The sequence below is a fragment of the Pseudomonas sp. DTU12.1 genome (genome assembly GCF_009873475.1).
Taxonomy (GTDB): Bacteria; Pseudomonadota; Gammaproteobacteria; order Pseudomonadales; family Pseudomonadaceae; genus Aquipseudomonas; species Aquipseudomonas proteolytica.
Genome location: NZ_CP045254.1, coordinates 5,479,386 through 5,500,865, shown reverse-complemented (window position 1 = coordinate 5,500,865; position 21,480 = coordinate 5,479,386). Strand labels below are relative to the sequence as shown.

19 protein-coding genes and 4 tRNA genes are annotated in these 21,480 nt (G+C 55.2%); all 23 read left to right on the top strand.

All coding sequences use genetic code 11. The annotated features are described in order from the left end of the window. Positions 1–125 precede the first annotated feature (125 nt). The 23 genes from birA (at position 126) to rplW (ending at position 21,475) form a co-directional block, all read left to right on the top strand. Positions 126–1,085, top strand: coding sequence for a bifunctional biotin--[acetyl-CoA-carboxylase] ligase/biotin operon repressor BirA (birA, locus tag GDV60_RS24465; protein ID WP_092230795.1), 960 nt, complete (start codon positions 126–128; stop codon positions 1,083–1,085). Then, positions 1,075–1,824 carry a pantothenate kinase gene (locus tag GDV60_RS24460; RefSeq protein ID WP_029299238.1) on the top strand — a complete coding sequence of 250 codons (750 nt, stop codon included), beginning with the start codon at positions 1,075–1,077 and terminating at the stop codon, positions 1,822–1,824. Before birA ends, GDV60_RS24460 begins: the two co-directional genes overlap by 11 nt. A 7-nt stretch (positions 1,825–1,831) precedes the next feature. Next, positions 1,832–2,278 (top strand): hypothetical protein, encoded by a 447-nt coding sequence (locus GDV60_RS24455; RefSeq protein ID WP_029299240.1) that lies wholly within the window; start codon positions 1,832–1,834, stop codon positions 2,276–2,278. A gap of 142 nt (positions 2,279–2,420) precedes the next feature. Continuing rightward, positions 2,421–2,505, top strand: a tRNA-Tyr gene (locus GDV60_RS24450). A gap of 24 nt (positions 2,506–2,529) precedes the next feature. Next, a tRNA-Gly gene (locus GDV60_RS24445) sits at positions 2,530–2,603 on the top strand. Between the two features lie 26 nt (positions 2,604–2,629). Next, positions 2,630–2,705, top strand: a tRNA-Thr gene (locus GDV60_RS24440). Between the two features lie 158 nt (positions 2,706–2,863). Further along, a tRNA-Trp gene (locus tag GDV60_RS24435) sits at positions 2,864–2,939 on the top strand. Between the two features lie 45 nt (positions 2,940–2,984). Beyond that, positions 2,985–3,353: a preprotein translocase subunit SecE gene (gene secE, locus GDV60_RS24430; protein ID WP_029299242.1), complete on the top strand. Its 369-nt coding sequence runs from the start codon at positions 2,985–2,987 to the stop codon at positions 3,351–3,353. 9 nt (positions 3,354–3,362) lie between these two features. Next, positions 3,363–3,896: a transcription termination/antitermination protein NusG gene (gene nusG, locus GDV60_RS24425; protein WP_003176436.1), complete on the top strand. Its 534-nt coding sequence runs from the start codon at positions 3,363–3,365 to the stop codon at positions 3,894–3,896. A gap of 117 nt (positions 3,897–4,013) precedes the next feature. Beyond that, positions 4,014–4,445 carry a 50S ribosomal protein L11 gene (gene rplK, locus GDV60_RS24420; protein WP_003210097.1) on the top strand — a complete coding sequence of 144 codons (432 nt, stop codon included), beginning with the start codon at positions 4,014–4,016 and terminating at the stop codon, positions 4,443–4,445. Continuing rightward, positions 4,445–5,140 carry a 50S ribosomal protein L1 gene (gene rplA / locus GDV60_RS24415; RefSeq protein ID WP_003176434.1) on the top strand — a complete coding sequence of 232 codons (696 nt, stop codon included), beginning with the start codon at positions 4,445–4,447 and terminating at the stop codon, positions 5,138–5,140. Before rplK ends, rplA begins: the two co-directional genes overlap by 1 nt. Before the next feature lie 199 nt (positions 5,141–5,339). Next, complete coding sequence (rplJ, locus tag GDV60_RS24410) at positions 5,340–5,840, top strand: 50S ribosomal protein L10 (protein WP_003176433.1); 501 nt, start codon at positions 5,340–5,342, stop codon at positions 5,838–5,840. Between the two features lie 78 nt (positions 5,841–5,918). Next, positions 5,919–6,284 (top strand): 50S ribosomal protein L7/L12, encoded by a 366-nt coding sequence (gene rplL, locus GDV60_RS24405; RefSeq protein ID WP_092230792.1) that lies wholly within the window; start codon positions 5,919–5,921, stop codon positions 6,282–6,284. A gap of 219 nt (positions 6,285–6,503) precedes the next feature. Beyond that, positions 6,504–10,577, top strand: coding sequence for a DNA-directed RNA polymerase subunit beta (gene rpoB, locus GDV60_RS24400; protein WP_029299252.1), 4,074 nt, complete (start codon positions 6,504–6,506; stop codon positions 10,575–10,577). A 64-nt stretch (positions 10,578–10,641) separates the two neighbouring features. Next, positions 10,642–14,841, top strand: coding sequence for a DNA-directed RNA polymerase subunit beta' (gene rpoC, locus GDV60_RS24395; protein ID WP_029299253.1), 4,200 nt, complete (start codon positions 10,642–10,644; stop codon positions 14,839–14,841). A 216-nt stretch (positions 14,842–15,057) separates the two neighbouring features. Then, the gene (rpsL, locus tag GDV60_RS24390) at positions 15,058–15,429 is read left to right on the top strand and encodes a 30S ribosomal protein S12 (RefSeq protein WP_002555494.1); all 372 of its coding nucleotides are present in this window, start codon (positions 15,058–15,060) and stop codon (positions 15,427–15,429) included. A gap of 117 nt (positions 15,430–15,546) precedes the next feature. After that, the gene (gene rpsG / locus GDV60_RS24385; protein ID WP_002555493.1) at positions 15,547–16,017 is read left to right on the top strand and encodes a 30S ribosomal protein S7; all 471 of its coding nucleotides are present in this window, start codon (positions 15,547–15,549) and stop codon (positions 16,015–16,017) included. Positions 16,018–16,047: 30 nt separating this feature from the next. Further along, entirely contained in the window at positions 16,048–18,153 is a 2,106-nt protein-coding gene (fusA, locus tag GDV60_RS24380) for an elongation factor G (protein ID WP_029299268.1), read from the top strand. Positions 18,154–18,183: 30 nt separating this feature from the next. Then, positions 18,184–19,377 (top strand): elongation factor Tu, encoded by a 1,194-nt coding sequence (gene tuf / locus GDV60_RS24375; protein WP_029299269.1) that lies wholly within the window; start codon positions 18,184–18,186, stop codon positions 19,375–19,377. 158 nt (positions 19,378–19,535) lie between these two features. After that, positions 19,536–19,847 carry a 30S ribosomal protein S10 gene (gene rpsJ / locus GDV60_RS24370; protein ID WP_003186070.1) on the top strand — a complete coding sequence of 104 codons (312 nt, stop codon included), beginning with the start codon at positions 19,536–19,538 and terminating at the stop codon, positions 19,845–19,847. Between the two features lie 81 nt (positions 19,848–19,928). Beyond that, a complete protein-coding gene (gene rplC, locus GDV60_RS24365) occupies positions 19,929–20,564 on the top strand; it encodes a 50S ribosomal protein L3 (protein ID WP_003194649.1) in 636 nt (211 codons plus the stop codon). 12 nt (positions 20,565–20,576) lie between these two features. Beyond that, positions 20,577–21,179, top strand: a complete 603-nt coding sequence (gene rplD, locus GDV60_RS24360) for a 50S ribosomal protein L4 (RefSeq protein ID WP_029299292.1) — start codon at positions 20,577–20,579, stop codon at positions 21,177–21,179. Next, entirely contained in the window at positions 21,176–21,475 is a 300-nt protein-coding gene (rplW, locus tag GDV60_RS24355) for a 50S ribosomal protein L23 (protein WP_002555488.1), read from the top strand. Before rplD ends, rplW begins: the two co-directional genes overlap by 4 nt. Positions 21,476–21,480: the final 5 nt, after the last annotated feature.

Here is a 21,480-nt window from a genome sequence, read left to right as displayed (position 1 = left end):
TTGTTTTGGGCGGTCGAAAAGTGCGACAGGGCTGGTGGGTTGTCCAATTGAAGTCCTTGCTTGCTTTCTATGCAATGGCTCTACGCATAGCTATCATGCGTGCCTCATTGTGAGGCGAGACTTGCATGCTGACGTTGTTAACACTTCTGAAAGATGGCCGATTCCACTCGGGTGAAGCGCTAGGCGCAGCCCTGGGTGTCAGTCGCAGTGCTGTGTGGAAGCAGCTCCAGCATCTGGAGGTTGAGCTGGATCTGACAATTCATAAGGTCAGGGGGAGGGGCTATCAATTGGCATCCCCTCTGGTTCTGTTGAATGCTGACGAGATCACCTTGAGCTCGTCGATCTGCGCTGGTTCGATTTTCATATCGGATACCATCGACTCCACTAATGCAGAGGCGTTGCGTCTAATCGATGCGGGGCAGGCGTCGCCATTCCTGGTTCTATCGGAGCGGCAGACTGCGGGCAGGGGGCGTCGAGGGCGCAAGTGGGTCAGTCCATTTGCGCAGAACCTTTACTACAGCCTTGTGCTTCGTATCGATGGGGGGATGCGCCAGCTTGAGGGGCTGAGCCTTGTCGTGGGCTTGGCGGTCATGCAAGCCTTGCGCGACGTTGGTGTCCATGGCTCAGGTTTGAAATGGCCGAATGACGTTCTTGTTGGATCGAAGAAGGTTGCAGGCATCCTTCTTGAGCTGGTCGGTGATCCTGCTGATGTCTGTCATGTAGTGCTCGGTATTGGTATTAACGCCAACATGCAGAGCGCTGAGGAGGTTGATCAGCAGTGGACATCGATACAGCTCGAAACAGGTCGTTCGGTGGATCGAAATCATCTGGTCGCTCATCTGAGTCAGGCATTGCAGGCTTATTTGGAGCGCCATAGGGACTCTGGTTTCTCGGTAATCCGGGATGAGTGGGAGCAGAATCATCTCTGGCAGGGTAAGGCTGTGTCGTTGATCGCAGGTGTTAACCAGGTAGACGGCATCGTGCTGGGCATTGATGATCAAGGTGCCCTGCGTCTCGACGTAAATGGTGTTGAGAAAACATACAGTGGTGGTGAGTTAAGCCTGAGGTTGCGTGATGATTCTTGAGCTCGACTGTGGGAATAGCTTCATCAAGTGGCGAGTCCTCGAGGCAAGCCAGGCAGCCGTTTTTGCTGAGGGCGTTGTTGATTCCGATGTGGCGCTGCTGGGTGCTCTTCATTCGCTGATCGGTCTTTCGCTGCAACACTGCAGGTTAGTCAGCGTGCGCGCCCTGGAAGAGACGGATCGCCTGGTCGGCGTTTTGGTTGCGGCCTTTGGTGTCTCTATCAGTTGTGCTGCGCCATCGCGTGAGATGGCGGGTGTGCGCAATGGTTATGACGAGTATGCCCGCCTGGGGCTTGACCGCTGGCTGGCGATGCTTGGGGGCTTCCAGTTGGCCTCTGGAGCATGCCTGGTACTAGATTTTGGTACAGCCGCCACGGCCGATTTTATTACGGCAGATGGGGAGCATCTTGGAGGATTTATCTGTCCTGGCATGCCGCTGATGCGTAATCAGCTGCGAACCCATACCCGTAAAATACGGTATGACGACGTTGCAGCTGAGCGTGCGCTGGAAAGCCTGGTGCCTGGGCGTACGACTGCGCAAGCCGTTGAGCGGGGTTGTACGCTTATGCTCCGCGGTTTTGCTCACTCACAGCTGGAGTTGGCCCGCAGTTACTGGGGGGAGGATTTCTCGGTTTTCCTTACGGGTGGGGATGCTGAGCTGGTAGCCGACGCCTTGCCGGGTGCTCGCTTCGTTCCGGACCTGGTATTTGTTGGCTTGGCGATGGCGTGCCCTTTGTCTTGAGGTTTTTATGCGTTGGTTGTTTCTGTTGTTGCTGGTTCTCAATGTCTTTTATTACGTCTGGCACCAGCAAGAGGCTCCGTTGCGTGCGAAGGATGTAACGCCCCTGGCGCTATACAAGGGCTCTCAGCAGGATATTCAGTTGCTGAGTGAGTCAGCTGAAGCAATGACGCGCCGTGATCGGTCTCGGGCTCCAGAGGTGCCCGCTGGTTGCTTGTATATCGGCGGTTTTGCCAGTCAGGAGCAGGCGCAGTTCCTTGAGCAGCGCCTGATCAGCCTGGATATCAAGGTGAGGATCCAGCAAATGCTTGCCGCAGGTGTGCCTGCTTTTTGGTTGCGCGTGGCGCCTGAAAGTCGCCGCCTGGCTGACGATCTGCCGTTTGAAAGCCTTGCTAATGAATTCAATGAGTTAAAACATAAAATAATGCCGTGCGAAGGCATTGCAACTGTCGAATAGTTTGCATAGAATGGCGCCCGCTCCACAGTGATGACCCTTTAGGGAAGTTGGTGTGAGGCGATCGTCACGCAGCTAACCTCATATTTTTAATGAGAAAATGCTTGACAGAAGGTCGGCGTAATGTAAAATGCCGGCTCGCTTAGGAGGGGTTCCCGAGCGGCCAAAGGGATCAGACTGTAAATCTGACGTCTACGACTTCGAAGGTTCGAATCCTTCCCCCTCCACCATTTTTAGCGTGAGCTGCAAGCTCCGCGGGTATAGTTTAGTGGTAGAACCTCAGCCTTCCAAGCTGATGATGCGGGTTCGATTCCCGCTACCCGCTCCAAGTTTGCAGGTTGTGCAAGATGTTTCGCTCTTGTAGCTCAGTTGGTAGAGCACACCCTTGGTAAGGGTGAGGTCAGCGGTTCAAATCCGCTCAAGAGCTCCATATAACAAGGCAGATATGAAAATATCTGCCTTTGTTTTAACAGCTGTCTCGGCTTGATTCTGTTTTACCTGGTTTTGCTGGGTTGTTTCAAGTCTCTTGGGGTTGGTTGTTGTAAAGTCTTTTTCAGGCCTGCATAATGGTCGGCCTGATTTTGTTTTAGGTCAGTAGCTCAATTGGCAGAGCGACGGTCTCCAAAACCGTAGGTTGGGGGTTCGATTCCCTCCTGACCTGCCAGATTCACGTGGTGTATCTGGCTTTCTTTTCACAGGATCTTCATAGATGACTCCTAAGGCTGAAGCTCAAAGCTCTCGTTTCGATCTGGTTAAGTGGCTCGCTGTCGTCGCTTTGGTGGTCGTAGGCGTTGTTGGCAATCAGTACTATTCTGCTTCGCCGATCCTGTATCGCGTACTCGTATTGCTCGCTCTTGCTGCTGTGGCTGTCTTCATTGGTCTGCAGACTGTAAAGGGTAAGTCTTTCGCTGTACTGGTAAAGGAAGCTCGCACCGAAATACGTAAAGTCGTTTGGCCGACTCGCCAAGAAACCACGCAGACCACGCTGATTGTTGTGGCTGTTGTTTTGGTTATGGCGTTGCTGTTGTGGGGGCTAGATTCCCTGCTCGGCTGGCTTGTTTCCTTGATTGTTGGCTAAGGGTGTCCCGTGGCTAAGCGTTGGTACGTTGTGCATGCTTACTCGGGTTACGAGAAGCATGTCATGCGCTCTTTGCTAGAGCGCGTAAAGCTGGCAGGCATGGAAGATGGCTTCGGCGAAATTCTGGTTCCCACTGAAGAAGTGGTTGAAATGCGGAATGGCCAGAAGCGCAAAAGCGAACGCAAGTTCTTCCCTGGCTATGTGCTGGTACAGATGGACATGAACGAGGGTACTTGGCACTTGGTCAAGGACACTCCTCGCGTGATGGGCTTCATCGGCGGTACCGCTGACAAGCCTGCGCCGATCACCGACAAAGAGGCAGAAGCGATTCTGCGTCGTGTTGCTGACGGTAGCGACAAGCCGAAGCCGAAGACGTTGTTCGAGCCGGGCGAAGTTGTTCGTGTCACAGATGGTCCGTTTGCTGATTTCAACGGTACTGTCGAAGAAGTTAACTACGAAAAGAGCCGGATCCAAGTGGCGGTGCTCATTTTCGGTCGCTCTACTCCGGTAGAGTTGGAGTTCAGCCAGGTCGAGAAGGTCTAGCTGACAAAGCATCCCAACCCCGCAGCCTTAGGCTGTGGGGTTTTGTCGTCACTGGGATAAACGCGCAAGTAACCGGGGAGCCTTTCGAGGCGCTTGAACCCGTAATTGGAGTGCCTCATGGCCAAGAAGATTACCGCTTACATCAAGCTGCAAGTGAAGGCCGCTCAGGCCAACCCTAGCCCACCCGTCGGTCCAGCTCTGGGTCAGCACGGCGTGAACATCATGGAATTCTGCAAGGCCTTCAACGCCCGTACTCAGGGTATTGAGCCAGGTTTGCCGACTCCAGTGATCATCACTGTATATAGCGACCGTAGCTTCACTTTCGAAACCAAGTCGACCCCGGCTTCGGTTTTGTTGAAGAAAGCTGCTGGTCTGACTAGCGGTTCCGCTCGTCCGAACACCGTTAAGGTTGGCACTGTAACTCGTGCTCAGCTGGAAGAAATCGCGAAAACCAAAAACGCGGATCTGACTGCAGCTGATATGGATGCAGCCGTGCGTACCATCGCCGGTTCTGCTCGTAGCATGGGCCTTAACGTGGAGGGTGTGTAATGGCTAAGCTGACCAAGCGCCAAAAGGCTATCGCCGGCAAAATCGAAGCGGGCAAGTCCTACAACTTTGTAGACGCTGCCGCCCTGCTGACCGAGCTGTCGACTGTCAAGTTCAGCGAGTCCGTTGACGTTGCTGTAAACCTGGGTGTTGACCCACGTAAATCCGACCAGGTCGTTCGTAGCGCTACTGTGCTGCCACACGGTACTGGCAAGACTGTACGTGTTGCTGTCTTCACCCAAGGCCCGGCAGCTGAAGCTGCTCTGGCCGCTGGCGCCGATCGCGTTGGCATGGACGACCTGGCTGCCGAAATGAAAGGCGGCGACCTGAACTATGACGTAGTAATTGCCTCCCCGGATGCAATGCGCGTTGTAGGTCAGTTGGGTCAGATCCTGGGCCCACGTGGCCTGATGCCTAACCCGAAAGTCGGTACCGTAACGCCAGACGTAGCCACCGCGGTTAAAAACGCCAAGGCTGGTCAGGTTCGTTATCGCACCGACAAAAACGGCATCATTCACACCTCCGTTGGCAAGGTTGGCTTCGACGCCGTCAAGCTGAAGGAAAACGTTGAAGCCCTGATCGCTGATCTGAAGCGTATCAAGCCAGCTTCCTCGAAAGGCATCTACGTCAAGCGCGTTACCCTGAGCACCACTATGGGCCCAGGTCTGGTCATCGACCAAGGTTCGCTGGACGTATAAGACACAAATTGGCGCGAGTGATCGTGCCAGTTGAAAAATTGGGGTCCCTGCCTGGCGGGGGCTATCCAAGACCGTAGGCGACGCAAGTCTTAAACCATCAAGCCTACGCAGATGGTGCTCCCGGTTCCTTACCGAATCAGACACCAAAACGACATCCGGCCTAGGCCAGATGAAACGGTAACAAGCAGGAGTTAAACCCGTGGCAATTAATCTCGAAGACAAGAAGGCCATCGTCGCTGAAGTCAACGAGGCTGCCAAAGCTGCTCTGTCCGCTGTCGTGGCTGATGCCCGTGGTGTGACAGTAGGCGCTATGACCGGACTCCGTAAAGAGGCTCGTGAAGCTGGCGTATACGTACGTGTTGTACGTAACACCCTGCTCAAGCGCGCTGTTGCTGACACTGAATACAGTGTCCTCAACGACGTGTTCACCGGCCCGACTCTGATCGCGTTCTCCAAGGACCATCCAGGCGCTGCTGCCCGTTTGTTCAAGGAATTCGCCAAGAGTCAGGATAAGTTCGAGATCAAGGCAGCTGCGTTCGAGGGCAAGTTCCTCGCAGCTAACCAAATCGACGTACTGGCAACACTGCCGACCCGTAACGAAGCTATTTCGCAGCTGATGAGCGTGATTCAAGGCGCTACCAGCAAGCTGGCTCGTACTCTGGCTGCAGTTCGCGAGCAAAAAGAAGCTGCCGCAGCCTAAGGCTGAGCACTTTCTCTCGCGTATTTTTGTTTATTTCGATGGCCGCGTAGGCCGTCCCCCAATTCAGGAAATACAGCAATGTCTATCTCCCAAGACGATATCCTCAACGCCGTAGCTGAAATGTCGGTTCTGCAGGTTGTTGAGCTGATCAAAGCTTTCGAAGAAAAATTCGGCGTTTCTGCTGCCGCTGCTTCCGCCGGTCCAGCTGCTGCTGCTGCCGTTGTTGAAGAGCAAACCGAATTCAACGTCATGCTGCTGGAAGCTGGCGAGAAGAAAGTAAACGTGATCAAGGCAGTACGTGAACTGACCGGTCTGGGCCTGAAAGAAGCCAAGGCTGTAGTTGACGGCGCTCCTGCCCAGGTTCTGGAAGCTGTGTCGAAAGACGCTGCTGACAAAGCCAAAGCTACTCTGGAAGAAGCAGGCGCTAAAGTCGAGCTGAAGTAAGCATCGACCTTGCGTTTCCAGCCCAAGCGTTAAGCTGAAGGCTGATGGCTGGTGGCTCTTGCCACCGGCCTTTTTCCGTTCTTGGCTGTCGACTCGGTCGCCGCCACTAACGCGCTGTAGCCACCCGATGCGGTGGTGCAAACCATGGGGTTTGCAAGATTTTCTGGCTGCTCCCGTCGGGAGGGCCAAACAAGCAGGTGACCAAGCTGGGGAACGCTGATGGCTTACTCATATACTGAGAAAAAACGTATCCGCAAGGACTTTAGCAAGTTGCCGGACGTCATGGATGTCCCGTACCTTCTGGCTATCCAGCTGGATTCGTATCGTGAATTCTTGCAGGCGGGAGCGACCAAAGATCAGTTCCGCGACGTGGGCCTGCATGCGGCCTTCAAATCCGTTTTCCCGATCATCAGCTACTCCGGCAATGCTGCGCTGGAGTACGTCGGTTATCGCCTGGGCGAACCGGCATTTGATGTCAAAGAATGCGTGTTGCGCGGTGTTACGTACGCCGTACCTTTGCGGGTAAAAGTTCGTCTGATCATTTTCGACAAAGAATCGTCGAACAAAGCGATCAAGGACATCAAAGAGCAAGAAGTCTACATGGGCGAAATCCCGTTGATGACTGAGAACGGTACCTTCGTTATCAACGGTACCGAGCGTGTAATCGTTTCCCAGCTGCACCGTTCCCCGGGCGTGTTCTTCGATCACGACCGTGGCAAGACGCACAGCTCCGGTAAGCTCCTGTACTCCGCGCGGATCATTCCGTACCGTGGTTCGTGGTTGGACTTCGAGTTCGACCCGAAAGACTGCGTGTTCGTGCGTATCGACCGTCGTCGCAAGCTGCCGGCCTCGGTACTGCTGCGCGCGCTCGGCTATACCACCGAGCAGGTGCTGGACGCTTTCTACACCACCAACGTATTCAGCCTGAAGGATGAAACCCTCAGCCTGGAACTGATTGCTTCGCGTCTGCGTGGTGAAATTGCGGTCCTGGACATCCAGGATGAGAAGGGCAAGGTCATCGTTGAGGCTGGCCGTCGTATTACTGCGCGCCACATCAACCAGATCGAAAAAGCCGGTATCAAGTCGCTGGACGTGCCTCTGGACTACGTCCTGGGTCGCACCACTGCCAAGGTCATCGTTCACCCGGCTACAGGCGAGATCCTGGCCGAGTGCAACACCGAGCTGAACACCGAGATCCTGGCAAAAATCGCCAAGGCTCAGGTTGTTCGCATCGAGACCTTGTACACCAACGATATCGACTGCGGTCCGTTCGTCTCCGACACCCTGAAGATCGACTCCACCAGCAACCAATTGGAAGCGCTGGTCGAGATCTATCGCATGATGCGTCCTGGCGAGCCACCAACCAAAGACGCTGCCGAAACCCTGTTCAACAACCTGTTCTTCAGCCCAGAGCGCTATGACCTGTCTGCTGTAGGCCGGATGAAGTTCAACCGTCGTATCGGTCGTACCGAGATCGAAGGTTCGGGCGTGTTGTGCAAGGAAGACATCGTTGCGGTGCTGAAGACCCTGGTCGACATCCGTAACGGCAAAGGCATAGTCGATGACATCGACCACCTGGGTAACCGTCGTGTTCGCTGCGTAGGCGAAATGGCCGAGAACCAGTTCCGCGTTGGCCTGGTACGTGTTGAGCGTGCGGTCAAAGAGCGTCTGTCGATGGCTGAAAGCGAAGGCCTGATGCCGCAAGACCTGATCAACGCCAAGCCAGTGGCTGCGGCGGTGAAAGAGTTCTTCGGTTCCAGCCAGCTCTCGCAGTTCATGGACCAGAACAACCCGCTCTCCGAGATCACCCACAAGCGCCGTGTTTCTGCACTGGGCCCGGGCGGTCTGACCCGCGAGCGTGCTGGCTTTGAAGTTCGTGACGTTCACCCGACGCACTACGGTCGTGTATGCCCGATCGAAACGCCGGAAGGTCCGAACATCGGTCTGATCAACTCCCTGGCCGCTTATGCGCGCACCAACCAGTACGGCTTCCTCGAGAGCCCGTACCGTGTGGTGAAAGACGCTCTGGTCACCGACGAGATCGTGTTCCTGTCCGCCATCGAAGAAGCTGATCACGTGATCGCTCAGGCTTCGGCCACGATGAACGACAAGAAAGTCCTGATCGACGAGTTGGTAGCTGTTCGTCACTTGAACGAGTTCACCGTCAAGGCGCCGGAAGACGTCACCTTGATGGACGTATCGCCCAAGCAGGTAGTTTCGGTCGCAGCGTCGCTGATCCCGTTCCTGGAACACGATGACGCCAACCGTGCGTTGATGGGTTCCAACATGCAGCGTCAAGCTGTACCGACCCTGCGTGCCGACAAGCCGCTGGTAGGTACCGGCATGGAGCGTAACGTAGCCCGTGACTCCGGCGTTTGCGTCGTGGCTCGTCGTGGCGGCGTGATCGACTCTGTTGATGCCAGCCGTATCGTGGTTCGTGTTGCCGATGACGAAGTTGAAACTGGCGAAGCCGGTGTCGACATCTACAACCTGACCAAATACACCCGCTCGAACCAGAACACCTGCATCAACCAGCGTCCGCTGGTGAGCAAGGGTGATCGCGTTCAGCGTAGCGACATCATGGCCGACGGCCCGTCCACCGATATGGGTGAGCTGGCTCTGGGTCAGAACATGCGCATCGCGTTCATGGCGTGGAACGGCTTCAACTTCGAAGACTCCATCTGCCTGTCCGAGCGTGTGGTTCAGGAAGACCGCTTCACCACGATCCACATCCAGGAACTGACCTGTGTGGCGCGTGACACCAAGCTTGGGCCTGAGGAAATCACTGCAGACATCCCGAACGTGGGTGAGGCTGCACTGAACAAACTGGACGAAGCCGGTATCGTTTACGTAGGTGCTGAAGTTGGCGCAGGCGACATCCTGGTTGGTAAGGTCACCCCGAAAGGCGAGACTCAACTGACTCCGGAAGAGAAGCTGTTGCGCGCCATTTTCGGTGAAAAAGCCAGCGACGTTAAAGACACTTCCCTGCGTGTACCTACCGGTACCAAGGGTACTGTCATCGACGTACAGGTCTTCACCCGTGACGGCGTTGAGCGTGATGCTCGTGCACTGTCCATCGAGAAGACCCAGCTCGACGAGATCCGCAAGGATCTGAACGAAGAGTTCCGTATCGTTGAAGGCGCGACCTTCGAACGTCTGCGTTCCGCACTCGTAGGCCACAAGGCCGAAGGCGGCGCAGGTCTGAAGAAAGGTCAGGACATCACCGACGAAATCCTCGACGGTCTTGAGCATGGGCAGTGGTTCAAACTGCGCATGGCTGAAGATGCTCTGAACGAGCAGCTCGAGAAGGCTCAGGCCTATATCGTTGATCGCCGCCGTCTGCTGGACGACAAGTTCGAAGACAAGAAGCGCAAACTGCAGCAGGGCGATGACCTGGCTCCAGGCGTGCTGAAAATCGTCAAGGTTTACCTGGCAATCCGTCGTCGCATCCAGCCGGGCGACAAGATGGCCGGTCGTCACGGTAACAAAGGTGTGGTCTCCGTGATCATGCCGGTTGAAGACATGCCGCACGATGCCAATGGCACCCCGGTCGACGTCGTCCTCAACCCGTTGGGCGTACCTTCGCGTATGAACGTTGGTCAGATCCTTGAAACCCACCTGGGCCTCGCGGCTAAAGGTTTGGGCGAGAAGATCAACCGTATGATCGAAGAGCAGCGCAAGGTTGCAGACCTGCGTAAGTTCCTGCACGAGATCTACAACGAGATCGGCGGCCGCAAAGAAGAGCTGGACACTTTCTCCGACCAGGAGATCCTGGATCTGGCGAAGAACCTGCGCGGCGGCGTTCCAATGGCTACCCCGGTGTTCGACGGTGCCAAGGAAAGCGAAATCAAGGCCATGCTGAAACTGGCAGACCTGCCAGAAAGCGGCCAGATGCAGCTGTTCGACGGCCGTACCGGCAACAAGTTCGAGCGCCCGGTTACTGTTGGCTACATGTACATGCTGAAGCTGAACCACTTGGTAGACGATAAGATGCACGCTCGTTCTACCGGTTCGTACAGCCTGGTTACCCAGCAGCCGCTGGGTGGTAAGGCTCAGTTCGGTGGTCAGCGTTTCGGGGAGATGGAGGTCTGGGCACTGGAAGCATACGGTGCTGCATACACTCTGCAAGAAATGCTCACAGTGAAGTCGGACGATGTGAACGGCCGTACCAAGATGTACAAAAACATCGTGGACGGCGATCACCGTATGGAGCCGGGCATGCCCGAGTCTTTCAACGTGTTGATCAAAGAAATTCGTTCCCTCGGCATCGATATCGATCTGGAAACCGAATAACACGTGACGCGAATCGAGAGCGGGGCTGTTTAGCCCGCTCTCTGCTCCGCCAGGAGGAAAGGCCTTGAAAGACCTACTGAATTTGCTGAAAAACCAGGGTCAAGTCGAAGAGTTCGACGCCATCCGTATTGGATTGGCATCGCCTGAGATGATCCGTTCGTGGTCGTTCGGTGAAGTTAAAAAGCCGGAAACCATCAACTACCGTACGTTCAAACCTGAGCGTGACGGCCTGTTCTGCGCCAAGATCTTTGGCCCGGTAAAGGATTACGAGTGCCTGTGCGGTAAGTACAAGCGCTTGAAGCACCGTGGTGTTATCTGCGAGAAGTGCGGCGTTGAAGTCGCGCTGGCCAAGGTTCGTCGTGAGCGCATGGCGCACATCGAGCTGGCTTCGCCAGTTGCCCACATCTGGTTCCTGAAATCGCTGCCGTCCCGTATCGGTTTGCTGATGGACATGACCCTGCGTGATATCGAGCGCGTTCTCTACTTCGAGAGCTATGTCGTTATCGATCCAGGCATGACCACCCTTGAAAAGGGTCAGCTGCTGAACGACGAGCAGTACTTCGAAGCGCTGGAAGAGTTCGGCGACGATTTCGATGCCCGCATGGGTGCCGAGGCTGTCCGCGAACTGCTGCACGCTATCGACCTGGAGCACGAGATTGGTCGTCTGCGCGAAGAAATTCCGCAAACCAACTCCGAAACCAAGATCAAGAAACTGTCCAAGCGTCTGAAGTTGATGGAAGCCTTCCAGGGCTCCGGCAACCTACCAGAGTGGATGGTGCTGACCGTTCTGCCGGTTCTGCCGCCAGACCTGCGTCCGCTGGTACCGTTGGACGGTGGTCGTTTCGCGACGTCCGACCTCAACGACCTGTACCGCCGCGTGATCAACCGTAACAACCGCTTGAAGCGCCTGCTTGATCTGTCCGCTCCGGACATCATCGTGCGCAACGAAAAGCGTATGTTGCAAGAAGCGGTCGATGCCTTGCTCGACAACGGTCGTCGTGGCCGCGCTATCACCGGTTCGAACAAGCGTCCTCTGAAATCCCTGGCTGACATGATCAAGGGTAAGCAAGGTCGTTTCCGTCAGAACTTGCTCGGTAAGCGTGTTGACTACTCCGGTCGTTCGGTAATTACCGTAGGCCCGACCCTGCGTCTGCACCAGTGCGGTCTGCCTAAGAAGATGGCGCTGGAGCTGTTCAAGCCGTTCATCTTCGGCAAGCTGGAAATGCGCGGTCTTGCGACCACCATCAAAGCGGCCAAGAAAATGGTCGAGCGCGAACTGCCAGAGGTTTGGGACGTTCTTGCTGAAGTGATTCGCGAACACCCGGTTCTCCTCAACCGTGCACCGACCCTTCACCGTCTGGGTATCCAGGCGTTTGAACCGGTACTGATCGAAGGTAAGGCTATCCAGCTGCACCCTCTGGTCTGTGCTGCGTACAACGCCGACTTCGACGGCGACCAAATGGCCGTGCACGTACCGCTGACACTGGAAGCCCAGTTGGAAGCGCGTGCGTTGATGATGTCGACCAACAACATCCTGTCGCCAGCCAACGGTGAGCCAATCATCGTTCCGTCGCAGGACGTTGTATTGGGTCTGTACTACATGACCCGTGAAGCGATCAACGCCAAGGGCGAAGGTCGTGTATTCGCTGACCTGCAAGAAGTTGACCGTGTGTTCCGTGCCGGCGAAGCCGCACTGCACGCCAAGGTCAAGGTGCGGATCCACGAAACCGTCAACGACCGTGACGGCGGCAGCGTGAGCAACACCCGTATCGTCGACACCACTGTCGGCCGTGCGCTGTTGTACCAGGTTGTGCCAAAAGGTCTGTCTTACGACGTCGTCAACCTGCCGATGAAGAAAAAGGCGATCTCCAAGCTGATCAACCAGTGCTACCGCGTGGTTGGTCTGAAAGAGACCGTGATCTTCGCTGACCAGTTGATGTATACCGGTTTCGCTTACTCGACCATTTCCGGCGTTTCCATCGGTGTTAACGACTTCGTTATCCCGGATGAAAAAGCCCGCATCATCAGTGCCGCTACTGACGAAGTGAAAGAGATCGAGAGCCAGTACGCCTCCGGCCTGGTAACCCAGGGCGAGAAGTACAACAAAGTGATCGACCTTTGGTCCAAGGCCAACGACGAAGTGTCCAAGGCGATGATGGCCAACCTCTCGAAAGAGAAGGTCATCGACCGCCACGGCGTCGAAGTCGATCAAGAGTCTTTCAACTCGATGTACATGATGGCCGACTCGGGCGCACGGGGTTCTGCTGCGCAGATCCGTCAGCTCGCCGGTATGCGTGGCCTGATGGCCAAGCCGGATGGTTCCATCATCGAAACGCCGATTACTGCGAACTTCCGTGAAGGTTTGAGCGTACTTCAGTACTTCATCTCCACGCACGGTGCTCGTAAAGGTCTGGCGGATACCGCGTTGAAAACCGCTAACTCCGGTTACCTGACTCGTCGTCTGGTAGACGTTGCACAAGATCTGGTTGTAACCGAGATCGATTGCGGCACCGAGCACGGCCTGCTGATGACTCCGCACATTGAAGGCGGTGACGTTGTAGAGCCGCTGGGTGAGCGCGTATTGGGCCGTGTTATTGCCCGTGACGTATTCAAGCCAGGTACCGAGGAAGTTATCGTTCCTGCCGGCACCCTGGTAGATGAGAAGTGGGTCGAGTTCATCGAACTCAACAGCATCGACGAAGTGATTGTTCGCTCGCCGATCAGCTGCGAAACCCGCTACGGCATCTGCGCCAAGTGCTATGGCCGTGACTTGGCTCGTGGTCACCAGGTGAACATCGGTGAAGCGGTCGGCGTTATCGCTGCCCAGTCCATCGGTGAGCCGGGTACCCAGCTGACCATGCGTACGTTCCACATCGGTGGTGCGGCTAGCCGGACCTCCGCAGCTGACAGCGTTCAGGTGAAGAATGGCGGTACCGTCCGCCTGCATAACCTCAAGCACGTTGAGCGAGTGGATGGCCACCTTGTTGCTGTGTCCCGTTCCGGTGAGCTGGCAATCGCTGATGACTTCGGTCGTGAGCGTGAGCGTTACAAGCTGCCGTACGGTGCTGTGATTTCGGTTAAAGAAGGTGACAAGGTCGACGCTGGCGCAATCGTGGCCAAGTGGGATCCGCACACTCACCCAATCGTTACCGAAATGAAAGGTACCGTGACCTACGTGGGCATGGAAGAAGGCATCACGATCAAGCGTCAGACTGACGAATTGACCGGTATGACCAACATTGAAGTACTCGACGCCAAAGATCGTCCAGCTGCCGGTAAAGACATCCGTCCTGCCGTGAAGATGGTCGATGACAACGGCAAGGATCTGTTGCTGCCAGGCACTGACGTTATCGCTCAGTACTTCCTGCCAGCCAACGCCTTGGTCGGTGTAGCGGATGGTGCGAAGATCGCGATCGGTGATGTTATCGCTCGTATCCCGCAAGAAACTTCGAAAACCCGCGACATCACCGGTGGTCTGCCGCGTGTTGCCGACTTGTTCGAAGCTCGTCGTCCGAAAGAAGCGTCGATCCTGGCTGAAGTCAGCGGCACCATCGCGTTCGGTAAAGAGACCAAGGGCAAGCGCCGTCTGGTCATTACCCCGAACGACGGTAGCGATCCGTATGAAGAGCTGATTCCGAAGTGGCGTCACCTGAACGTCTTCGAAGGCGAACAGGTAAACCGCGGCGAAGTTATCTCCGACGGCCCGAGCGATCCACACGACATCCTGCGTCTGCTGGGTGTGAGTGCGCTGGCCAAGTACATCGTCAACGAGATCCAGGACGTTTACCGTCTGCAGGGCGTGAAGATCAACGATAAGCACATCGAGACCATCCTGCGTCAGATGCTGCGTAAAGTTGAAATCGCTGAATCCGGCGATTCGAGTTTCATCAAGGGCGACCAGATGGAACTGACTCACGTACTGGTAGAAAACGAGCGCCTGAGCACGGAGGACAAGTTTGTCTCCAAGTTCACTCGTGTTCTGCTGGGTATCACCAAGGCGTCGTTGTCCACCGAATCGTTCATCTCGGCGGCTTCCTTCCAGGAAACCACTCGCGTACTGACCGAAGCGGCGGTAACCGGCAAGCGCGACTACCTGCGCGGCCTGAAAGAAAACGTGGTTGTGGGTCGTCTGATCCCGGCCGGTACCGGCTTGGCCTACCACAGCGAGCGTAAGCGTCGCCGTGAACTCGACAAGCCGCTGCGCGTAAGCGCCAGTGAAGTGGAAGCTGCACTGACCGAAGCGCTGAACTCTAGCGGTAACTGAGTTCTGCGATAAATAAGACCGGGCCCTGGCAGCCCCGTTCGTCGGAACAAGACAGTTTTGTCGGGTTTCGGTGGAGGGGGAGGTCGGGGCCTTGCCTTGACTGGGGGCAAGATCCTCTTTAGACTCTTGTACCCCTAAATTTGGCGGGAATTCGTTCCTGCCATTTTGCTTTTCTTGCAAGACAATAGCGTCGCAAGACAACAGTGGAGCTAGTAGATGGCAACTATCAACCAGCTGGTACGTCAGCCGCGTAAGCGTATCGTCGAGAAATCCGACGTGCCTGCGCTGCAGAACTGCCCGCAACGTCGTGGCGTATGCACTCGCGTGTATACCACTACGCCGAAAAAACCTAACTCGGCACTGCGTAAAGTATGCCGTGTGCGCCTGACCAACGGTTTCGAGGTTTCCTCGTACATCGGCGGTGAAGGCCACAACCTGCAAGAGCACAGCGTGGTACTGATCCGCGGCGGTCGTGTAAAAGACTTGCCAGGTGTTCGTTATCACACCGTACGCGGCTCCTTGGATACTTCCGGCGTTAAAGGTCGTAACCAGGGTCGTTCGAAGTACGGTACCAAGAAGCCTAAGTAGTAGCGGCTTTTTGTAAACTGAATCATCTTATTTTCTGAGTCGATAAGAGTAAGGTCGGAGGCGTCCCGCAAGGGCACCGATTCCGAACGAACCTGAAGACCGTTTGAGGGCTTATCCATGCCAAGAAGACGCGTAGCAGCCAAGCGCGAAGTGCTTGACGATCCAAAATACGGAAGCCAAATCCTGGCCAAGTTCATGAACCACGTGATGGAAAGCGGCAAGAAAGCCGTTGCCGAGCGTATCGTTTATGGCGCGCTGGAAAAGGTTAAAGAACGCAAGAACAGCGACCCCCTGGAAATCTTCGAGAAAGCTCTCGACGCCATCGCTCCGCTGGTCGAAGTGAAGTCGCGCCGTGTAGGCGGTGCTACTTACCAGGTTCCGGTTGAAGTTCGCCCGTCCCGTCGTAACGCCCTGGCAATGCGCTGGTTGGTAGACTTCGCCCGTAAGCGCGGCGAGAAGTCTATGGCTCTGCGTTTGGCCGGCGAGCTGTTGGACGCTGCTGAAGGTAAAGGTGCTGCTGTTAAGAAGCGTGAAGACGTGCACCGTATGGCTGAAGCTAACAAAGCTTTCTCGCACTACCGCTTCTAATCTTAGCTTCACTAATTTTGCGAGGGCTTTATGGCTCGTACTACTCCGATTAGCCGCTACCGTAACATCGGTATCGTTGCTCACGTGGATGCTGGTAAAACCACCACCACCGAGCGCGTACTGTTTTACACCGGCAAAAGTCACAAAATGGGCGAGGTGCATGATGGCGCCGCGACCACAGACTGGATGGTTCAGGAGCAGGAGCGTGGTATTACCATTACTTCTGCTGCTATTACCGCCTTCTGGAAAGGTTCTGCCAAGCAGTACAAAGACGAGCATCGCTTCAACGTAATCGATACCCCGGGCCACGTTGACTTCACTATTGAAGTTGAACGTTCCCTGCGTGTACTCGACGGCGCGGTCGTTGTGTTCTGCGGTACTTCGGGTGTTGAGCCTCAGTCGGAAACCGTATGGCGTCAAGCCAACAAGTACGGTGTTCCGCGTCTTGTTTACGTAAACAAGATGGACCGTGCTGGTGCGAACTTCCTGCGCGTGATCGGTCAGATCAAGCAGCGTCTGGGTCACACTCCGGTGCCAATCCAATTGGCTATCGGTTCCGAAGACAACTTCCAGGGCCAGATCGATCTGATCACCATGGAAGCCGTCTACTGGAATGACGCCGACAAAGGTATGGTTCCTGTTCGCAAGCCTATCCCTGCAGAGTTGCAGGAACTGGCTGACGAGTGGCGCAATAACCTGGTTGAGGCTGCTGCCGAAGCCAGCGAAGAGCTGATGAACAAGTACCTCGAAGGTGAAGAACTCACCAACGTGGAAATCAAGGCCGCTCTGCGTCAGCGTACTATTGCTGGTGAGATCGTCTTGGCTGTTTGCGGTTCTTCCTTCAAGAACAAGGGTGTTCCCCTGGTTCTCGACGCCGTTATCGACTACCTGCCTGCTCCAACCGACATTCCTGCTATCAAGGGTACCAACCCTGATAACGAGGAAGAAGAGATGGAGCGTCATGCTGACGACAGCGAGCCGTTCTCGGCTCTGGCGTTCAAGATCGCTACTGACCCATTCGTGGGTACTTTGACCTTCGTCCGCGTTTACTCGGGCGTGTTGGCCTCCGGCGACGGCGTGATCAACTCGGTTAAAGGCAAGAAAGAGCGCGTGGGTCGTATGGTGCAAATGCACGCAAACGCCCGCGAAGAGATCAAGGAAGTACGCGCTGGTGACATCGCGGCCCTGATCGGCATGAAGGACGTCACCACTGGTGAGACTTTGTGCGACGCTGCTAAGCCAATCATCCTGGTTCGCATGGACTTCCCGGAGCCGGTTATCTCGGTTGCCGTAGAGCCTAAGACCAAGGATGACCAGGAAAAAATGGGTATCGCTCTGGGCAAGCTTGCTCAGGAAGATCCATCTTTCCGCGTCAAGACTGATGAAGAGACTGGTCAAACGATCATCTCCGGCATGGGCGAGCTGCACCTGGACATCCTGGTTGACCGGATGCGCCGTGAGTTCAACGTCGAAGCCAACATCGGTAAGCCTCAGGTTTCCTATCGTGAGCGCATCACGAAGAACTGTGAAATCGAAGGCAAGTTCGTTCGTCAGTCCGGCGGTCGTGGTCAGTTCGGTCACTGCTGGATCCGTTTTGCTCCTGCTGACGAAGGTCAGGAAGGTCTGCAATTCGTGAACGAAGTAGTAGGTGGTGTGGTTCCTAAGGAATACATCCCTGCTATCCAGAAGGGCATCGAAGAGCAGATGAAGAACGGTGTTGTTGCCGGCTATCCGCTGATCGGCCTGAAAGCAACCGTTTTTGACGGTTCTTACCACGACGTCGACTCCAACGAGATGGCGTTTAAGGTGGCTGCTTCCATGGCAACCAAGCAACTGGCCCAGAAGGGCGGTGGTGAGTTGCTTGAGCCAATCATGGCGGTAGAAGTTGTTACACCTGAAGACTATATGGGTGATGTCATGGGCGACCTTAACCGTCGTCGCGGCATGATCTTGGGTATGGAAGACACGGTTTCCGGCAAAGTGATTCGCGCCGAGGTTCCGTTGGGTGAGATGTTCGGTTATGCGACCGACGTTCGTTCCATGTCCCAGGGTCGCGCAAGCTACTCTATGGAATTCAAAAAATACAACACAGCTCCGGCGCATATCGCTGAAACTGTATCCAAAAAACAAGGCTGATTCAGTCCTTTAGGCAAGGAGTTAATTGTCGTGGCTAAAGAAAAATTTGATCGTTCCCTACCGCACGTCAACGTTGGCACCATCGGTCACGTTGACCATGGTAAAACCACTCTGACTGCTGCTCTGACTCGCGTTTGCTCCGAAGTATTCGGTTCCGCAATCGTTGATTTCGATAAAATCGACAGCGCGCCAGAAGAAAAAGCTCGTGGTATCACCATCAACACCGCGCACGTTGAATACAACTCGCTGATCCGTCACTACGCTCACGTTGACTGCCCAGGTCACGCTGACTATGTGAAGAACATGATCACCGGTGCTGCCCAGATGGACGGCGCAATCCTGGTTTGCTCGGCCGCTGATGGTCCGATGCCACAAACCCGTGAGCACATCCTGCTGTCCCGTCAGGTTGGCGTTCCGTACATCGTGGTCTTCCTGAACAAGGCTGACCTGGTAGACGACGCTGAGCTGCTGGAACTGGTTGAGATGGAAGTGCGCGATCTGCTGAGCACTTACGACTTCCCAGGCGACGACACTCCGATCATCATCGGTTCTGCTCGTATGGCTCTGGAAGGTAACGACGAAAACGAAATGGGCACCACTGCCGTTCGTAAACTGGTTGAGACTCTGGACAGCTACATCCCAGATCCAGTTCGTGTTATCGACAAGCCGTTCCTGATGCCAATCGAAGACGTATTCTCGATCTCCGGTCGCGGTACTGTTGTAACTGGCCGTATCGAGCGCGGTATCGTCAAGGTTCAGGATCCACTGGAAATCGTTGGTCTGCGTGACACTACCGTCACCACCTGCACCGGTGTTGAAATGTTCCGTAAGCTGCTCGACGAAGGTCGTGCTGGCGAGAACTGCGGCGTTCTGCTGCGTGGTACCAAGCGTGACGACGTTGAGCGTGGCCAGGTTCTGGTTAAGCCAGGTTCGGTTAAGCCGCACACCAAGTTCGAAGCTGAAGTGTACGTGCTGAGCAAAGAAGAAGGCGGTCGTCACACTCCGTTCTTCAAAGGCTACCGTCCACAGTTCTACTTCCGTACTACCGACGTAACTGGTAACTGCGAACTGCCGGAAGGCGTTGAGATGGTAATGCCAGGCGACAACATCAAAATGGTTGTCACCCTGATCAAAACCATCGCAATGGAAGACGGTCTGCGCTTCGCTATCCGTGAAGGCGGCCGTACCGTTGGTGCTGGTGTTGTAGCTAAAATCATCGAGTAATTATCTCTTCTGAGGTAGCTCGGTTTTTTGAGAAGGCCTCCGCTTAGCGGAGGCCTTTTTTATTGGGTTGACACCTATCTGGGGCGTCTATAGAATTGCGCCTCCTTTTAACGGGCGTATTGCGCTCGCTGGGAATAGCAGCCGGAGTCTGAAATCCAATGCAAAATCAGCAAATCCGTATCAGGTTGAAGGCTTTTGACCATCGCCTGATCGACCAATCCACCCAGGAAATCGTGGAAACCGCGAAACGTACTGGGGCACAAGTGCGTGGTCCTATTCCACTGCCTACCCGCAAAGAGCGGTTCACCGTTCTGGTCTCCCCGCACGTCAACAAAGACGCGCGTGACCAGTACGAGATCCGTACTCATAAGCGCGTTCTGGACATCGTCCAGCCAACGGATAAAACCGTTGATGCTCTTATGAAGCTTGATCTGGCGGCCGGTGTGGAAGTACAGATCAGCCTCGGCTAAGACTCGGGTCTTAGTCGTGTAACGCTCTGAAATGGGCGGCCATAGCGGGTGAAAGCCCCGTACACTCATGAGGTTTACAACATGACTATTGGTGTAGTCGGTCGTAAATGCGGTATGACCCGTATTTTCACCGAAGAAGGTGTCTCCATTCCGGTCACGGTCATTGAGATCGAGCCGAATCGCGTCACCCAGTTCAAAACTGAAGAAACCGATGGCTATCGTGCAGTGCAAGTCACTGTCGGCGAGCGTCGTGCTTCGCGCGTGACTGCTGCTCAAGCAGGTCACTTCGCTAAAGCAAACGTTGCAGCTGGTCGTACTGTCATGGAGTTCCGTCTTGAAGATGGTGACTACCAGGCTGGCGATCTGATCAACGCTGAAATCTTCGCCGCTGGTCAACTGGTTGATGTAACCGGTCAGTCCAAAGGTAAAGGCTTCCAGGGTACGATCAAGCGTTGGAATTTCCGTGGCCAAGACAACACTCACGGTAACTCCGTTTCCCACCGCGTCCCGGGCTCTATTGGCCAGTGCCAGACTCCTGGTCGTGTATTCAAGGGCAAAAAAATGTCCGGTCATATGGGCGCTGAGCGCGTGACCGTGCAGTCCCTCGAAGTAGTGCGCGTCGACGCTGAACGCAATCTGTTGTTGGTCAAGGGTGCTGTTCCTGGCGCTACTGGCGGCAACCTGGTTGTACGTCCAGCGGCCAAGGCTCGCGGTTAAGGGGAAGCTGACATGCAATTAAATGTAAATGACGCTCAAGCGATCGAAGTTTCCGAACTGACATTTGGCGGCGAATTCAACGAGACGCTCGTTCACCAAGCAGTCGTGGCCTACATGGCCGGCGGCCGTCAAGGTAGCAAGCAGCAAAAGACCCGTTCCGACGTTCGTGGTGGCGGTAAGCGCCCTTGGCGTCAGAAAGGTACTGGCCGTGCTCGTGCCGGTACTATCCGTAGCCCAATCTGGCGTGGCGGCGGTACCACTTTCGCAGCTCGTCCACAGGATCACTCTCAGAAGCTCAACAAGAAGATGTATCGCGCAGCACTGCGCTCCATCCTTGCTGAACTCGTGCGTACTGATCGTCTGGTCGTGGTTCAGGACTTCGCTGTTGAAGGTCCAAAAACCAAAGATCTGCTGGGCAAGCTGAACAACATGAATCTGACCGACGTTTTGATCGTGTCCGAAGCTGTTGATCAGAACCTGTACCTGGCTGCTCGCAACCTGCCACACGTTGATGTACGTGACGTGCAAGGTTCCGATCCAGTTAGTCTGATCGCATACGACAAGGTGTTGATCACCGTGTCGGCCGTGAAGAAATTCGAGGAGCTGCTGGGATGAACCAGGAACGCGTATTTAAAGTTCTGCTTGGCCCGCACGTTTCCGAAAAGGCTACGGTTCTGGCTGACAAGAAAGGCCAGTTCGTTTTCAAGGTTGCAACTGACGCAACCAAGCTGGAAATCAAGAAGGCCGTCGAAAGCCTGTTCAGCGTGAAAGTAGAGCGTGTTACTACCCTGAATGTTCTGGGTAAGAGCAAGCGCACTGCTCGCGGTCTGGGCAAGCGTAATGACTGGAAGAAGGCAGTTATCTCCCTTCAGCCAGGCCAAGATCTCGATTTCAGCAGCAGTGCTGAGTAAGGAAG

Excerpts from the sequence above, each read along its gene's own strand:
- birA (WP_092230795.1), top strand. The coding sequence starts at position 126 with ATGCTGACGTTGTTAACACTTCTGAAAGATGGCCGATTCCACTCGGGT.
- GDV60_RS24460 (WP_029299238.1), top strand. The coding sequence starts at position 1,075 with ATGATTCTTGAGCTCGACTGTGGGAATAGCTTCATCAAGTGGCGAGTC.
- GDV60_RS24455 (WP_029299240.1), top strand. The coding sequence starts at position 1,832 with ATGCGTTGGTTGTTTCTGTTGTTGCTGGTTCTCAATGTCTTTTATTAC.
- secE (WP_029299242.1), top strand. The coding sequence starts at position 2,985 with ATGACTCCTAAGGCTGAAGCTCAAAGCTCTCGTTTCGATCTGGTTAAG.
- rplK (WP_003210097.1), top strand. The coding sequence starts at position 4,014 with ATGGCCAAGAAGATTACCGCTTACATCAAGCTGCAAGTGAAGGCCGCT.
- rplA (WP_003176434.1), top strand. The coding sequence starts at position 4,445 with ATGGCTAAGCTGACCAAGCGCCAAAAGGCTATCGCCGGCAAAATCGAA.
- rplL (WP_092230792.1), top strand. The coding sequence starts at position 5,919 with ATGTCTATCTCCCAAGACGATATCCTCAACGCCGTAGCTGAAATGTCG.
- rpoB (WP_029299252.1), top strand. The coding sequence starts at position 6,504 with ATGGCTTACTCATATACTGAGAAAAAACGTATCCGCAAGGACTTTAGC.
- rpsL (WP_002555494.1), top strand. The coding sequence starts at position 15,058 with ATGGCAACTATCAACCAGCTGGTACGTCAGCCGCGTAAGCGTATCGTC.
- rpsG (WP_002555493.1), top strand. The coding sequence starts at position 15,547 with ATGCCAAGAAGACGCGTAGCAGCCAAGCGCGAAGTGCTTGACGATCCA.
- fusA (WP_029299268.1), top strand. The coding sequence starts at position 16,048 with ATGGCTCGTACTACTCCGATTAGCCGCTACCGTAACATCGGTATCGTT.
- rpsJ (WP_003186070.1), top strand. The coding sequence starts at position 19,536 with ATGCAAAATCAGCAAATCCGTATCAGGTTGAAGGCTTTTGACCATCGC.
- rplC (WP_003194649.1), top strand. The coding sequence starts at position 19,929 with ATGACTATTGGTGTAGTCGGTCGTAAATGCGGTATGACCCGTATTTTC.
- rplD (WP_029299292.1), top strand. The coding sequence starts at position 20,577 with ATGCAATTAAATGTAAATGACGCTCAAGCGATCGAAGTTTCCGAACTG.
- rplW (WP_002555488.1), top strand. The coding sequence starts at position 21,176 with ATGAACCAGGAACGCGTATTTAAAGTTCTGCTTGGCCCGCACGTTTCC.